General features: G+C 47.4%; 10 protein-coding genes. 1 reads left to right on the forward strand and 9 read right to left on the reverse strand.

From position 1 onward, the window contains the following. Window positions 1-136 precede the first annotated feature (136 nt). The gene (gene dnaK, locus CIK99_RS13800; RefSeq protein WP_094382078.1) at window positions 137-2,044 is read right to left on the reverse strand and encodes a molecular chaperone DnaK; all 1,908 of its coding nucleotides are present in this window, start codon (window positions 2,042-2,044) and stop codon (window positions 137-139) included. 255 nt (window positions 2,045-2,299) lie between these two features. On the opposite strand from dnaK, the gene CIK99_RS13805 reads away from it, so the two are divergent. Continuing rightward, window positions 2,300-3,430 carry a hypothetical protein gene (locus CIK99_RS13805; RefSeq protein WP_094382079.1) on the forward strand — a complete coding sequence of 377 codons (1,131 nt, stop codon included), beginning with the start codon at window positions 2,300-2,302 and terminating at the stop codon, window positions 3,428-3,430. Between the two features lie 80 nt (window positions 3,431-3,510). Here CIK99_RS13805 and recA read toward each other — a convergent pair whose 3' ends face one another. The 8 genes from recA to CIK99_RS13845 all read right to left on the reverse strand — a co-directional run bounded on the left by recA (window position 3,511) and on the right by CIK99_RS13845 (window position 14,842). Then, window positions 3,511-4,530 carry a recombinase RecA gene (gene recA, locus CIK99_RS13810; RefSeq protein WP_094382080.1) on the reverse strand — a complete coding sequence of 340 codons (1,020 nt, stop codon included), beginning with the start codon at window positions 4,528-4,530 and terminating at the stop codon, window positions 3,511-3,513. Between the two features lie 68 nt (window positions 4,531-4,598). Then, window positions 4,599-4,982 (reverse strand): four helix bundle protein, encoded by a 384-nt coding sequence (locus CIK99_RS13815; RefSeq protein WP_094382081.1) that lies wholly within the window; start codon window positions 4,980-4,982, stop codon window positions 4,599-4,601. Between the two features lie 78 nt (window positions 4,983-5,060). Further along, window positions 5,061-6,299, reverse strand: coding sequence for a saccharopine dehydrogenase family protein (locus tag CIK99_RS13820; RefSeq protein WP_094382082.1), 1,239 nt, complete (start codon window positions 6,297-6,299; stop codon window positions 5,061-5,063). Next, a complete protein-coding gene (locus tag CIK99_RS13825; RefSeq protein WP_094382083.1) occupies window positions 6,292-6,900 on the reverse strand; it encodes a DUF6621 family protein in 609 nt (202 codons plus the stop codon). Before CIK99_RS13825 ends, CIK99_RS13820 begins: the two co-directional genes overlap by 8 nt. 68 nt (window positions 6,901-6,968) lie before the next feature. After that, a complete protein-coding gene (locus CIK99_RS13830; protein ID WP_094382084.1) occupies window positions 6,969-9,776 on the reverse strand; it encodes an ATP-binding protein in 2,808 nt (935 codons plus the stop codon). Window positions 9,777-9,781: 5 nt separating this feature from the next. Then, window positions 9,782-12,628, reverse strand: coding sequence for a histidine kinase dimerization/phospho-acceptor domain-containing protein (locus CIK99_RS13835; protein ID WP_094382085.1), 2,847 nt, complete (start codon window positions 12,626-12,628; stop codon window positions 9,782-9,784). A gap of 76 nt (window positions 12,629-12,704) precedes the next feature. Continuing rightward, complete coding sequence (locus CIK99_RS13840; protein WP_094382086.1) at window positions 12,705-14,114, reverse strand: cell wall metabolism sensor histidine kinase WalK; 1,410 nt, start codon at window positions 14,112-14,114, stop codon at window positions 12,705-12,707. A gap of 35 nt (window positions 14,115-14,149) precedes the next feature. Continuing rightward, window positions 14,150-14,842, reverse strand: a complete 693-nt coding sequence (locus tag CIK99_RS13845) for a response regulator transcription factor (RefSeq protein WP_094382087.1) — start codon at window positions 14,840-14,842, stop codon at window positions 14,150-14,152. Window positions 14,843-15,047 lie beyond the last annotated feature (205 nt).

Below are 15,047 nucleotides of genomic sequence, written 5' to 3' on the forward strand. Positions count from 1 at the left end.
TCCAAATACGTTCCAAATATTATGTAAATCAATGCAACTCCAACTATCTGTCAAGAAACGCTTAGAAAAAGAATGGAGTGCAACTCAATTAGTTACACTCCATCTATCTATTTTGAGTTATTGCTGATTATGCAAATTATTTAACCTCCTCGAAGTCGGCGTCTTCTGCTCCTTGTGACTGCTGACCTCCCTGTCCGCCGGCGTTCTGGTCTGCGCCTGGCTGAGGACCGGCCTGAGGACCAGCCTGCTGGTACATCTGGGCAGAGGCGGCCTGCATAACCTGGTTGAGGTTTGCCATAGCAGAGTCAACGGCTGCGATGTCCTGTGACTTGTGGGCGTCCTTAAGCTGCTGGAGAGCCTGCTCGATGGCTGGCTTCTGGTCGGCTGGCAGCTTGTCGCCATTGTCCTTCAGGAAGTTCTCGGTGGTGAAGATGAGAGAGTCGGCCTGATTGAGCTTGTCGATGCGCTCGCGCTCTGCCTTGTCGGCAGCGGCGTTCTGCTCTGCCTCAGCCTTCATGCGGTCGATCTCCTCCTTGCTCAAGCCTGAAGAAGCCTCGATGCGTATGGCCTGCTCCTTACCTGTTGCCTTATCCTTGGCCGAAACCTTGAGGATACCGTTGGCGTCGATGTCGAAGGTCACCTCAATCTGTGGCACACCACGACGTGCGGGAGCGATTCCTGTGAGGTTGAACTGACCGATAGACTTGTTCTGGGCTGCCATCGGACGCTCGCCCTGAAGTACGTGGATGGTAACTTCGGTCTGGTTGTCGGCTGCTGTAGAGAACACCTCACTCTTCTTGCAAGGGATGGTGGTGTTGGCCTCGATGAGCTTGGTCATCACGCCACCCATGGTTTCAATACCGAGGGTAAGAGGAGTGACGTCGAGCAGCACGATGTCGCCTACGCCGCCTTCCTTATTGAGGATGGCACCCTGGATGCAAGCACCTACGGCTACCACCTCGTCGGGGTTAACACCCTTTGAAGGCTCCTTGCCGAAGTAGTTCTTGACGAGAGTCTGCACGGCAGGAATACGGCTTGAACCGCCCACGAGGATAACCTCGTCAATATCAGCAGTGTTGAGCTTGGCATCGCGCATGGCGTTCTGACAAGGTACGAGACATGCCTGAATAAGAGAGTGGGCGAGCTGCTCGAACTTGGCGCGTGTGAGAGTCTTCACAAGGTGCTTTGGTACGCCGCCTACTGGCATGATGTACGGAAGGTTGATCTCTGTGGATGTAGAGCTTGAAAGCTCGATCTTTGCCTTCTCGGCAGCCTCCTTAAGACGCTGCATGGCCATTGGGTCACCCTTAAGGTCGGCTCCCTCGTCGTTCTTGAACTCCTGTACGAGCCAGTCTATGATGACCTGGTCGAAGTCGTCGCCGCCGAGGTGAGTGTCGCCATTTGTTGAGAGCACTTCGAACACGCCACCGCCGAACTCGAGGATAGAGATATCAAAGGTACCGCCACCGAGGTCGAAGACGGCAATCTTCATGTCCTTGTTTGCCTTGTCAACACCGTAGGCAAGAGCGGCTGCTGTAGGCTCGTTGACGATACGGCGAACGTTAAGGCCTGCAATCTGTCCTGCTTCCTTTGTAGCCTGACGCTGAGAGTCGGAGAAGTATGCAGGAACGGTAATGACGGCGTCTGTCACCTCCTGTCCGAGATAGTCCTCGGCAGTCTTCTTCATCTTCTGGAGCACCATGGCCGAGATTTCCTGTGGAGTGTATTTGCGACCATCGATGTCAACACGTGGATATCCGCCCTCGTTGACAACGGAGAATGGCACGCGGTTTACCTCCTTCTCTACCTGAGCCCAGTTTTCACCCATGAAGCGCTTGATACTATAGACGGTATTCTTCGGGTTGGTGATGGCCTGACGCTTTGCAGGATCGCCAATCTTACGTTCACCGCCTTCTACAAAACCAACTACCGAAGGAGTAGTGCGCTTGCCTTCGCTGTTGGCGATTACAACTGGTTCGTTGCCTTCGAATACGGCAACACATGAATTAGTTGTTCCTAAATCGATTCCAATGATCTTTCCCATGATTATTCTTTTTTATTGTTATTATTCAAGTTAAAAAATGCAGCCTTACGGCAGAAAACCTGACCGTGTGGCGTTTGTTTACACTTCCTGATAAGCAAATGGTGTGCCAAGGAACTTATGACTGACACTTTGTCAGATAGAGTGTCAGTGATTAAAAGATGTTAAATTTTACGCAAGATGCTTGTATATATAAAATAATGTAGTACTTTTGTATTTACAAAACATTTTGTATAACATTATAATACTTACATTCGCATGAAGAAGTTACTGTCGATATGTTTTATGATGGCGATGATGGGCGGCGCAATGGCCCAACAGTCGTATATCGTTAAGACAAAAGGAGTGAAGAAAACTACTGAAGAGGTGTCCCAAAAGGAGGCGGCTGATAATGAAACCGAGGAACCGAAGGACTTTGTCGGTGCAAACTTTAAGCACTACAAACTCTGTGACTGGGAAAAGGGTATGCGCTTTATGGTCATTCCCGAGAAGTATGACTATGTGGTGGGCGCATTCCGTGATGCAGAGACACATAAGGATGTGGGCTGTGGAAAGATGAGACACAAGATTATGGTATATCAAGGTCACGGCAAGAATAAGGACAGAGAGTCTATCGTGAACTTCAAGTGTGAGGACGACGGAAAGAATTACTACTATCCGATACCTAACAGTGAGTTTGACGACTACTGCTACACCAAGGGAGGTGTGCCTACCTTGGCGTTTCTCGGTGATGTGGATAAGGCTCGCACGCTGCTGATGGGAGCGACGTTATACACCACGGCCACATCGTATTGTGTTGATACCGACTATGACAGCGACGGATTCCAAGAGGTTAGCGTGCCACTTAACAAGAAGACGAAGGTTGTGGCTATAGGCGTGGGAACAAGAAAGTTTCCCGTGAAAATTATCGTGGAGGATGAAGAAGGCAACCAGTTCTTTCAGAATGTTGCCATAAGCAAGACTAACTGCGGTATGCGTGATGAGGAGTTTGGCATGACCAACAGGAAGCACACGTTCTATGGCTCGTTCCGCCTGGACGACAAGAAGGTGTCTGACGCACACAAGTATGACCATTACATAGGACAGAAGTATTATACCCAATATGCGACGAAGATGACTGGTCCTACGGGCGAGAGCGTCAGTATGCCGAAGAACTCTCAGTTTACAATCAAGAAGATAATGCCGATAGACAATTCGCCATATGTCAATATGACACTGAAGAGTGCAAAGGACGGATTTGAATATACGAAGCGCGTATCATTCACTAACACCCAGGTTACGGGCGACATTGACGGGCGCCGTGAGGACTATTTCGACTATCTGTTCAAGAAAGGCGTGGTGACCGTAAGGCAGAAGGTGGTGAAGAAGATGCAGAGAAAAAGAAGATAAGAAGCAATAATAAAAGAAAAGAAGTGAGAAGTTCGACAGAACTTCTCACTTCTTTTCTTTTATCACTTGTTTCCCAGCTCTTATTCCTTGTCCTCGATGGCTTGCATAATCTTAGCCTCGATTTCGTCGGCAAGTTCAGGATTGTCTTTGATCACCTTCTTCACAGCGTCGCGACCCTGGGCAAGGCGGGTGTCGTTGTAAGAGAACCAACTGCCGCTCTTGCTGATGATGCCATATTCTACACCGAGGTCAACGATCTCGCCGGTCTTGGAGATGCCTTCGCCGAAGGTAATCTCAAACTCGGCCTTGCGGAAAGGAGGAGCAACCTTGTTCTTTATGATCTTCACTCTCACCTGGTTGCCAATCACCTCGTCGCCATCCTTGATGCTGGTGACGCGACGGATGTCGAGACGCACGCTGGAGTAGAACTTAAGGGCGTTTCCACCGGTGGTGGTTTCAGGGTTGCCAAACATGACGCCAATCTTCTCGCGCAACTGGTTGATGAAGATACATGTGGTGCTGGTCTTGCTGATGGTGCTTGTCATCTTTCTCAATGCCTGACTCATGAGGCGTGCCTGCAGTCCCACCACATTATCGCCCATCTCGCCTTCGATTTCCTTTTTGGGAGTAAGGGCGGCAACAGAGTCGATGACGATGATATCGACAGCAGAAGAGCGAATGAGTTGGTCGGCTATTTCGAGAGCCTGTTCGCCATTGTCGGGCTGCGATATGAGCAGGCTGTTGACATCCACTCCGAGCTTTGCCGCATAGAAGCGGTCGAAGGCGTGCTCGGCATCGATAAATGCCGCTATGCCGCCTTGTTTTTGCGCTTCGGCAATGGCGTGTATAGCGAGAGTGGTCTTTCCTGATGATTCAGGACCATAGATTTCGATGATACGTCCTTTAGGGTATCCTCCGACGCCGAGGGCTGCGTTGAGTCCGATGCTGCCTGTAGGAATGACGTCAACCTTCTCGATGTTGTCGTCGCCGAGTTTCATTATAGAACCCTTGCCGTAGTCTTTTTCTATTTTTGACATTGCAGCTTGCAGAGCCTGGAGCTTTGCCTGCTTGTTGTCGATTATTTCTTCTTTTTTTGCCATGGATTGTTTTTTTAAAGAGGGAAGAGGGAAGAAGGTAGAAGGTAGAGAATACCTTAAGCCTTATGTCCCTATCCCTGTTGTTTACTTTTAATTTTTTTGTCTATCGTGTTTCTTAACCCTATCAACATCATTAATATTTGCCTTATGGATTTTTCCATGTCTGACAATTGGTCTTGAGTGATATAGCCTAACAGTTCCGCAATTTCCAATTGGCACATCACCTCGTGGAGCGACCCTATCGCGATGTCGATAAAGTGTAGCCGTTCTTTATCAGATAAACGTCCCATTCCCTCTGCAATATTCGAAGGAACAGAGACCGCTGCTCTTTGCAATTGGCTAATTATTCCGAAGTTTTCTTGTGGAGGGAATTGTTTCGAAAGTGAATATACATCAGCCACCATCTGCTTTGAGAGATGATAGACCTTCAGTTTTCTATAAAAGAAATCGTCCATCTGTTTTCGTTATTATCGTATAAACATTTCTCTACCTTCTACCTTCTACCCTCTACCCTCCAGAGAACTCCCCTCTCCTTACAACTCAATATCCTCGTCATGAATCTCGTGCCAAGGTAGGCCTTGCTTGTTGAGCTGTTCCATGAAAGGATCGGGATCAAACTCTTCTACGTTGTGTACGCCAGGGGTGTTCCAGATGCCCTTGACGAACATCATGGCTCCAATCATTGCGGGAACACCGGTGGTATAGCTTACGCCCTGCATGCCCGTCTCGTTATATGCCGCCTGGTGGCTACAGTTGTTATATATATAATAGGTGTGCTCCTTGCCGTCTTTCAATCCTCGTATGCGGCAGCCTATGCTGGTCTCGCCGTCGTAATTCTCGCCGAGGTCTTGCGGATTAGGCAGCACAGCCTTGAGGAACTGCAGAGGCACAATCTTTACCTTTACCTTTTCCGACGGATTATCGGCCAGCGGTGCCTCGTATTCGATCTCGTCAATGCGCGACATGCCGAGGTTCTGGATGCAGTCGAGATAAGTGAGATATTGTTGTCCGAACGTCATCCAGAAGCGTGCGCGCTTGATGGTAGGATAGTTGATGACGAGCGACTCTATCTCCTCGTGGTGCAGGAGGTAGCTTTCCTTTGGGCCGATATTTGGATAGTTGAGAGGCTTATGGATCTCGAGTGGTTCGGTCTCCACCCATTTGCCGTCTTCCCAGTATAGGCCTTTTTGGGTGATTTCACGTATGTTGATCTCGGGGTTGAAGTTTGTGGCAAAAGCCTTGTGGTGGTTGCCGGCATTGCAATCGACAATGTCGAGATATTGAATCTCGTCGAAGTGGTGTTTGGCAGCATAGGCGGTGAAGATGCTTGTTACGCCTGGGTCGAAACCGCATCCCAGGATGGCGCACAATCCGGCTTTTTCAAAGCGTTCGCGGTAAGCCCACTGCCAAGAGTACTCGAAGTGAGCCTCGTCTTTTGGCTCGTAGTTGGCAGTGTCGAGATAGTTGCAGCCACATGCCAAGCAAGCGTCCATGATGGTGAGGTCCTGATAAGGCAGTGCAAGGTTGACCACGAGTTCAGGTTTGAAGTCATTGAATAAAGATTTAAGCTGTTCTACGTCGTCGGCATCCACCTGAGCTGTCTTGATGTCCATATTATGTCCAGCCTTGTGAATGGCCTCTACGATTTTGTCACATTTTTCCTTACGACGACTTGCAATCATGAAGTCTGTAAACACATCGGCATTCTGTGCAATTTTGAATGCCGCAACGGTGGCGACGCCACCTGCTCCAATCATAAGAATTCTACTCATTGTAATTATGTATTTTTTGTTGATTATTTATTTCATCTCCCCTTATGCCCAATGCCGCCATGAGGGAATAGCCGAGGATTTCCTGACGGAAGTTGCCGGCAGGGAGTGGCTGCATGGCAAAGACGGTGGTGCGGATGTCGTCGGGAGTGTCGCGCAGCGCGCGTTTCACGCCGTCGTAGTAATTCTCGGCATTGGGTATTAGCATCAGCCTCTTGATACCTTTCTGCGAGCATATATGCATGAGAGAGTCGCAGAAGAGATGTTCCTTGTCTGTCATTTCTTCTACGGGCAGTGCGCTGAACGTGAATTCACCGAGATGATCCTTGAAGGCTTTTCCGTCGAGGTCGTTGACGAGGCTTGAAGGGGTGAAATTTTCAAGTGTCTCATGCCGTTTGTCATATACGAGGATTACCTGTGTGTTGTTCTCGCCTTGGCGTATTCCGCCATCGAGAGCAATGCAGTCGATCCATCGTGAGATGTCGGCCTGAGGTATGCGTCGTTGCAGCATACGTTCGAAGTTGACTATAAGATTGAATGCCACCTTGTCGATATAGTCTGCATCTACGAGGATGACATTTTCGCTCCATTGTTGTTGTTCCATATTCTGAGTCGTTGTTTTTTTCAGGTGCAAATATACTACATTATCTGCTAACGGCAAAATGTTTTCGGTTAATTTTGTGTCGTGGATATAGTTTCGGGTATCCATATCCAGAACGTCGAGCCTTTGCCTACTTCCGATTCAACGCCTATTTGTCCGCCGCATTTCTCGGCGATGGCCTTGCAGATGCTCAGTCCGAGGCCTGCGCCTTGGATGTAATCGTTGAGCTTAACGAATCGGCCGAATATCTTGTCGTGTTTGTCTGCCGGTATTCCCGCACCTGTGTCTTCGCAGTAAATGTAAAGACCGTTGTCCCTGCGTTCATATCCCAGGGTGATATGCCCCTGATGGGTATATTTGACGGCGTTGGTGAGGAAGTTGGTTATCACCTGGTGAATGCGATTGATGTCGATGGTCACTTCGAGATGGTCGTAAGGCTCTACGCTGATAAACTTCACGTTCGGGTCTTGTACTCTCTGTTTGAGCGAAGTACAGATCATATGGAACGAATCGGCAAAATCTACTTTAGCAGGTTTCAGCGACAGCCCGTTGGAGTCTAACTCGGAGATGACAAGAATGTCGTTTATGAGTTGTATGAGAAGGTCGCAGTTGTTGAGGATGATTTTCAGGAATTCGCCTCGTTCCTCTGCAGACTCCACTGCTTGCAGCACGTCGCAGAAGCCCACGATGGCATTGAGCGGGGTTCGGATTTCGTGTGTCATGTTGGCAAGGAACACACTCTTAAGTCTTGCCGAGTCTTGTGCCCGCTCGCTTTCTTTCTTCATGCTGATTTGTGCGTTTATGAGTTCATCGATATCTCTTATCAGTCCGAAGCAACCTTTGATCTTTCCTTCGTTGTCGTATTCAGGCACGCTGTTTATGGCATGCCATGTAGGTATATCCTCACCATTAAGATTCTTGTTGATGAGCACCACGGTATCGCATGGCACGCCGCCATTTACGGTAGGGTCGATGACTCGTCTGAGTTCTTCTTTCTTGTCTTCTTCCATGACGAAATTCACGCAATCCTCCATGGTGTGTCGTCTTTCCAGTGTGCGCAGGTCGCGATAGAGCGTGAACGTTTGTTTCTCAACGTTTGATCGCCATACCATCATATTTGCTTCTTCGAGTAGTATCTTCAGTTCGTTCTCGTATTTCTCCATGTCATAGCTCACTCGTCTTATCTTCTCGTCCTGCATACGGCTCTGCCTGTACATTTCCCGTTCGTCTTTCATGTCGCGTGCAGTGACCATGTAGTAAGCGATGTCGCCTTTGTCGTTGAGTACGGGCCGGCATCTGAAGTCGATGTAGTCAGGCTTTCCGTTGCCGTTGAGGTCGCAGTTGGTGCATACAAGATAGGTGTATTTGTCTCCCTTGATGAAGTTTCCCCTTAGGGCAGGCAAGTCAAAGAGCAGAGTATCTTCTGCCGTTATTCTCGCGAATTTTCCCGGGTCGAGGATTTTTTTCATCATAGTGTTGGCGCTGACGAGTGTGCCGTTGGTATTGTAGATGGCCATTCCCACAATAGACATCTCGAAGATGTGTTCGTATATTTCCGACGTGTTGTGTTCCTCAGCCTCCTGTTGTTCTACAAGAGTGATGTCTGACAGTGTAGTATATACGTTTATCGTCTTCCCCTTATCCTCCTCAAGAGCCATCTGTCCTGATAAGGAGCGCCATTGAGGCTGGATCTTGGTGCCAAAGTTGTAACGGTATTTTACTTGGTGGATTTTGTCTTTCGACCTATGCATTTCCTTGAAAGCCTCTTTCACTCCTTCCCTGTCGTCAGAGTGAATATTGGCAAACAGTTCTTTCATGCCGATGCTTTCTGACTTGATAAAGTTGCCATAGAGGTTTCTTGCCTTGCCGGTCTTTATGTTAGAGCAGATGATGTAGTTACCACCGGTGGAGAGCGCAGCCTGTATGATGTTGTTGGTGTCTGTAAGCTGTCGCAGGGTGTGTTTCAGCCTGATGTTGACTATGCGGTTGATGAGTAGCAGTACGCAGCAGAAGAGAAGCAAACCGAAGGATATGAAGAGGATGGTGACCGCCAAGGAGTTGTCAATCTCGTCGTCATTGCCATATATCCACTTGTTGGTAAGGCGGAACATTTCGCCGCTTTGTTCCATGCTGTTGCATTGTGCGTCGAGGGCGAGGATGAGCGACTTGTCGCGACTGGCAAAGATTATCTTTCCTGCAGGAATGTCGATGCTGTTTATAACCACAGAGTTAGAGAGGTTATATTTATCGATGTAGTGTTCCATCGTCTTTCCTCCGCCGATAATATAGTCGCATTCCCCCTTTGTCATGGCCTCGATAGCGACCTTGGCAGAGGCATATCTAATCTGTGAGGGTGAGAGAAGACCGTCGTGCAAGGCTTTTTCTGCCGAGTATCCGCCTTTTTTTGCATAAACTATGTCATCATCTTTCAGTTCGCTGAGTTTCCTGACAGGTTTGACACCTTTTCTGGAGACTATTACCGACCTGAAGGAAGCGACCTCAAATTTTCCGTAATACACGCCGGGAATCTCCTCTACCACAGGAGCGAGCACGAGGTTTGTTTCGTTATACTCGAATGCTCCCTGTGCGGCATATTTTTCTTTTACGAGAAAGTCGTAGTTGATGCTGAGTTTTGAGAATAGTTTTTTCATCAGTTCGATGTTAAAACCGATGGCGTTTCCTTCGTCGTTCATAAACTCAAAAGGATAGAATTCCATGTCGCACGAAACCTTTAGTGGTCTCTCTACTGAATATTTTTCGCGTAGAAACTGGGTTTGCGCTAATGTGTAAGTAGCGAACGTCACTACGACCATTAGGGCTATCCGTCTGCAGCTATGGTGTCTCAGGGAGTGAATTATGCTGATGTACGATGGTTTCATTATCTCTAATTGTTTTCGAGTTCTTTTAATAAATCCTTACAAGGTATGGAGACCCAGACAGTGGTGCCACGTCCCTCTGCAGACTGTATGTCCATTTGTCCGCCGAGGAGTTTTGCGAGTTCGTTGCATATGGTTATCTGTAGTTCCACGTTATAGTCGCCTTTCAGTCCGTCGATGGTTCTGTCAAGGATTCTCTCAATGGTGGTTTGGGCGAATCCCATGCCAGTGTCCTCGATGACAAAGGTGAGGAGACCGTTGCGATATTCGTAACGTGTACGTATATGGCCTCTTTCTGTGAATTTTGCCGAGAGCATGCAAAGTGTCTCGATGATGAATCCTGTCTGTGCACTGTCGATTTCGAGAATCAGTGGGTCGGGGCGTGTCTCTACTTTTGTCTCCACGTTCTCGTTTACACCGCGGCTCAGACCTATTAGGCAGTGTGCATTGAAGAGTTCACCGAAATCGGTGGGTTGAGGATTCAGTTCGAGCATCTTTGCGTCGATGCGCGAGAGCAGCAGGATGTTGTTGACGAGTTTTAGCAGCAAGTCAGTGTTTTTCTTTATCTCGTTGATGAAAGTGGGTTCGTCGTCGCGGTCGTGAGGAGCGTTGAAGAGTTCGGCAAAACCTACCACGGTGTTGAGCGGAGTACGTATCTCGTAGCTCATGTTCATGAGGAATGAGTTTTTTACTTTCTCGGCTTCCTGTGCTTTTTCCGACTCCTCCTTCAGGCGTTTTTCTGTTTCTGCCAGTTCGGTGATGTCCCTACAAAGGCAGAAGTAGTGGCTTATGTCGCCCTTGTTGTCGCTCATGGGCACGGCGTTGAGCTCAAACTGTCTGTTGTGCCTGTTTTTGTCCAGTAAACGGCTGTCAAGTCTCAGTTTGAATTTTCCTGTTTTCTTCTTGTCCATGTTAAGCATTATGCCGGCAATGTGTCTTGTTTGTGATGCTTTCATCATGTGTACGCACTGCAGTTGTGAGAGCATGAGCTTGGGCTTGTTCATGTCGTAAGTCACCTCCATGGTTTTGGTTTTGATGTTGTAGTTGGCCAGCACGGTTTTGCTCACTTCGAGAGCGTTATTGATATTTTCCACATATTTGCTTACCTCTTGAGAAGCGGTCTCGATACGTTTTGAGCGTCGTCGTTCACGGTTCATCTGCAATGCCACATCGGTGATGTCCCTTCCAGCTGACACAATGAAGATGAGTTTGCCCTGGGCGTCGTAGATAGGCAGGATGGTGAACTCGTAATATACAATGCCTTTACGTGTCCAGTATTCTGAGATGAGGTTCTGTCGTCGTAGATCGTCAAAGTCAATGATTGAAGATACCCATAACTCGTCGATGATGTCGTGTTGCATATGGTGGAACACGGGCACCCTTGAGATATGCATCTTTGATTCGAGAAATTCTTTCTTATCTACAATGCCGAACGTCTCGCATGCGCTGTCGTTGATGTCAATCATATATCCGTTGCCGTCAAATAGGGCAATCTGAGCCATGGCGGTATTGAAGATGGTACGGAAACGCATGAGGTTGTCGCGAGTCTTGTTGAGCTTGCTCTTTTCAAGGGTCTTGTCTGTCTGCACGCCGAGAAGCACTGTCGGTTCTCCAAATTCCTCGCGCAACACAGAGATACTGAGGTCGAAGAAGTATGTCGCGTTGATGTTTCTTGGATCGTGGCATCTTACGGGCATTGTCTTTGTCTCTGCCCGTTTCTTTGCTATGTCGTCAATGGCACTTAGCATCATGGCATAGTCCTGTGGCTCAAAGAATGCGGCAAAAGCCTTCCTGTTGTAGTTCTCATATTCGCTTTTTTCGATGGTGATGCTGTTGAATTGTTGTTCTTTCACATCGTAGGTCCATATTCGATAGTTGCCTGAATTGATGAGCAGGCTGAGCTGTGTCGTCTGTCGCTGTACGTCCTTTCTTGCCTTGCGTTCGCGGTAGTGGTAGTAGAAATAGTAGCAAAGGTAAGAGCATATCAGGAATACAGTAAGCAGGAGGATGTTTAGTAACCATTGCGGCATTCCCGAGACTGGTGACGCAGCGGGATAGAACCATTTCTGTCTTAAGGCAAGTACCTCTTCGCTTGTCGATATCTCGTCGTAGAGGCTGTCGAGTTTTTGCAGCAGTGTAGAGTCTTTGGACATGAAGTGATACTCACCATACCTCATGTTTACCGACGAGATTCTTAGATCTGTGAGTTTGTATTTGTCAATGAGGTATCTGATGGTCATGGAGTTCCAAAGAACGGCCCCCTCATTATCTTCGTTTATCTTCATTAAAGCCGCCTTCATGTCTCTCATGGGGATTGCGTTGTCTTTCATGCCGTCCTGCACCATAAGATTATGGCTGAAGCTATTGTCATGCACTATCACACGGTGGCGTTTTAAGTCAGCGAACTCCCTGATGCCAGGGTCTTTGCTACGTGGGAATGCCACACTATGGGTAAAAAGCGTCAGCACGTTGTTGCCGTAGGCTCCATACTGGTCGTGGAAGAATGCCTTCATGCCTATGGTGAGGTCTGCTTTGCCTGATTGAAGGTCCTCGAAGTTGCCAGGAGTGGCTTTAAGAACGATGTTGACGGGTATGCCCAGCTTCTCGGTCATCATTTTCACAAGCTCTACGTTATAACCGTCAGGTTTCCCCTCGCTGTTAATAAAGGCATAAGGTGCCAAGTCCCACAGGTCTTCATATACCAGCGGGTTGTCTTTAGTGTACTGTCTTTTGCCAGTGTTGGCCTTGACATTTTGCTCTGGTGCAGCTTCCTTTGCTGTCGTCTTGTCTTGTGCCTTAGCAAATAGCACGCATAGAGAGCAGAGGGATATAATTATTAGTTTTCTAATGCGCATAGTTAGGATATGTTACATTTGGGTGCAAAGTTAACAAAAAAAAGTTGCGCATTGAAATAATTTTATGTAATAAATGTTAACTTCCCAATGTAAAATCAAACCTCAATCCGCCTGTGGTAATATTTGTAGCCGAAATACTGCCGCCATGCAGAATAACGGCATTCTTTACTATTGCCAATCCCAGACCAGTACCGCCTATTTTCCTGCTCCGTCCCTTGTCCACACGATAGAATCGCTCGAAAAGACGTGCAATGTGTTGATGATCCACTCCGACGCCGTTGTCGGCATAAGTGAAATGCCATGGTCCGTCATTGTCCTTATGGGCAGAGATTGTGATGGTTGTGCCGTTGCCCGCATAGGCGATGGCGTTGTCTGTGAGGTTGCGGAATATGCTGTAGATCATGCCGGGCGAGCCTGTCACTACGATATTCTCAGGTATTGACATTTTTATGGTCATATGTCGTCTTTCCATCTCGAGTGCCGTCTCTTTCTCTATTTGTGAAATAATGGAATTTATGTCCACCTTTTCAAACTCGAACATTTCGGTGGCGTCATCAAGTCGGTTGAGGGTGGAGATGTCGCGCAGCAGGTTGGTCAGACGTTTGCTCTGTGCATAGCAACGTTCCAGGAACTGCTCGCGTTTTGAGCCGTCCATGTCTTTGTTGTCAATAATGGTTTCCAGATACCCCTGTATGCTTGCCACCGGTGTCTTTAGTTCGTGGGCTACGTTTTGGGTCAACTGTCGTTTCAGTTCATTTTGTTCCTCTTTTGTTTTCTGTAGTCTTTTGTAAATTTTTATTATACTCTCAGATATCTCTCCAAGCTCATCGTCGGGAAATTGTGCAAGATCTTCGGTCTCAAGGCTCTCGCCATGGTCTGCACGTTGTGCAAAGATGTTGAGTTTGGTGATGTTGATGTCTAATCGTCGTATGAAACGGTAGAGCATTATGGAGAGGAATGTCATTGTCAGCAGTGCAAACCATATGTAATGTTGGTCGGCTTGCAGTGAGTGAACGAGGTTGTTATCGTATGGCAATGCCGTGCGTATCACTATGTTGTCTTTGGGGAAGAAGGTGGCGGTATAGAAAAACATTCCACCCAGGGTATTGCTTTCGCGTCTAATATCGAATCCTGTACCACTCTTGATGGCCTCTCTCACTTCTTTTCGGTTGAGGTGGTTAGAGAAGTTCTCGTAGTCTTTTCTGCAGTTGTCGTAGAACACATTTCCATCGGCGTCAATCATTGTGACGCGTATGTGCTGAATAGGATTGGTTTGTATAAATCTGTCAATGATTTTTTCGTCAGTTTTCAGTCCGTGAGCCTTATCGTACAGTCTGTAGTTATAGTCCTGCAGATGGAGGTTAAGCACATCAATCTTAAATTGTTTCTCGCGTTGTTGTTGAAACACAATAAACATTATTGCGAATGCAAGAAACAGAAGGAGTGTTCCCCAAAACAGTTGTTTTCCTACAGATAGTTTTGTCATCTTTTGTGCAATTTTTTTAAAGGTGTGCTCAATACTTATTCTTCAAAAAAATATCCGAATCCCAGTCTTGTTACCACGCATTTTGAGTACGGATTGATTTTTTTTCTCAGACGGGTGATGTTGACATCCACGGTACGGTCGAGTACGAGTACGTCAGAAGGCCAAATGCGGTTGATGAGTTCTTGGCGTGAAAACACGCGTCCGCTTTCTTCGAGCAATGTGCGAAGAATCTCAAACTCTGTCTTGGTGAATGGCACTGGCATCCCGTCCACAGTCACCGTCTTGCTGTCAAGGTTCAGTTCTAACCCCATATATTTCAGAATTGAGTGTTCTCTTGTGCCGTTAGCTTTGTTTGTGCGTCGCAGTACTGCTTTCACTCTCACCATGACCTCTCTCAGGGAGAACGGCTTTGATATATAGTCGTCTGCTCCCAAATTAAAGCCTGTCACAGTGTCGTTTTCCGTGTCGCGGGCTGTTAGGAAGATTATGGGAATGTCTTTTGTCGCATCATCTTTTTTCAGTTCCTTGGCGAGGGCAAAGCCCGACATCTCGCCCATCATCACATCGAGCAACAGTAAGTCATACGACTTTATGTCGAGTGTGAGGGCCATTTCTGCTGAGTCGGCGGTATCAACGTCGTAGCCTTCAGTTTCAAGGTTAAATCTCAGGATTTCACACAGGTCCTGTTCATCATCCACCACAAGAATCCTTTTGTTATTGTTTGCCATATCCGTTACTGAATTGTTTTTTTTTCGCTGCAAAGGTACGTAATATTATCGGAAATAGTATAAAAACCATGTTACATTTTTATGAATATTTCCATTTGTTTTAAATGGGGTAGGAGTGGATGGAATTTATTTGTTGCATTAGGCGGTGGGCACGGGAGTAGTTTTTTCGGCAATAATGGTAAAAATAAAGTTACAAAAAGATAAT

It is taken from the genome of Prevotella sp. P5-92, from assembly GCF_002251245.1.
Taxonomy (GTDB): Bacteria; Bacteroidota; Bacteroidia; order Bacteroidales; family Bacteroidaceae; genus Prevotella.

Bases quoted from the DNA above. Each gene is read 5' to 3' on its own strand.
- CIK99_RS13840 (WP_094382086.1), bottom strand. From the start codon at position 14,114: ATGACAAAACTATCTGTAGGAAAACAACTGTTTTGGGGAACACTCCTT.
- recA (WP_094382080.1), bottom strand. From the start codon at position 4,530: ATGGCAAAAAAAGAAGAAATAATCGACAACAAGCAGGCAAAGCTCCAG.
- dnaK (WP_094382078.1), bottom strand. From the start codon at position 2,044: ATGGGAAAGATCATTGGAATCGATTTAGGAACAACTAATTCATGTGTT.
- CIK99_RS13830 (WP_094382084.1), bottom strand. From the start codon at position 9,776: ATGAAACCATCGTACATCAGCATAATTCACTCCCTGAGACACCATAGC.
- CIK99_RS13825 (WP_094382083.1), bottom strand. From the start codon at position 6,900: ATGGAACAACAACAATGGAGCGAAAATGTCATCCTCGTAGATGCAGAC.
- CIK99_RS13820 (WP_094382082.1), bottom strand. From the start codon at position 6,299: ATGAGTAGAATTCTTATGATTGGAGCAGGTGGCGTCGCCACCGTTGCG.
- CIK99_RS13835 (WP_094382085.1), bottom strand. From the start codon at position 12,628: ATGCGCATTAGAAAACTAATAATTATATCCCTCTGCTCTCTATGCGTG.
- CIK99_RS13805 (WP_094382079.1), top strand. From the start codon at position 2,300: ATGAAGAAGTTACTGTCGATATGTTTTATGATGGCGATGATGGGCGGC.
- CIK99_RS13815 (WP_094382081.1), bottom strand. From the start codon at position 4,982: ATGGACGATTTCTTTTATAGAAAACTGAAGGTCTATCATCTCTCAAAG.
- CIK99_RS13845 (WP_094382087.1), bottom strand. From the start codon at position 14,842: ATGGCAAACAATAACAAAAGGATTCTTGTGGTGGATGATGAACAGGAC.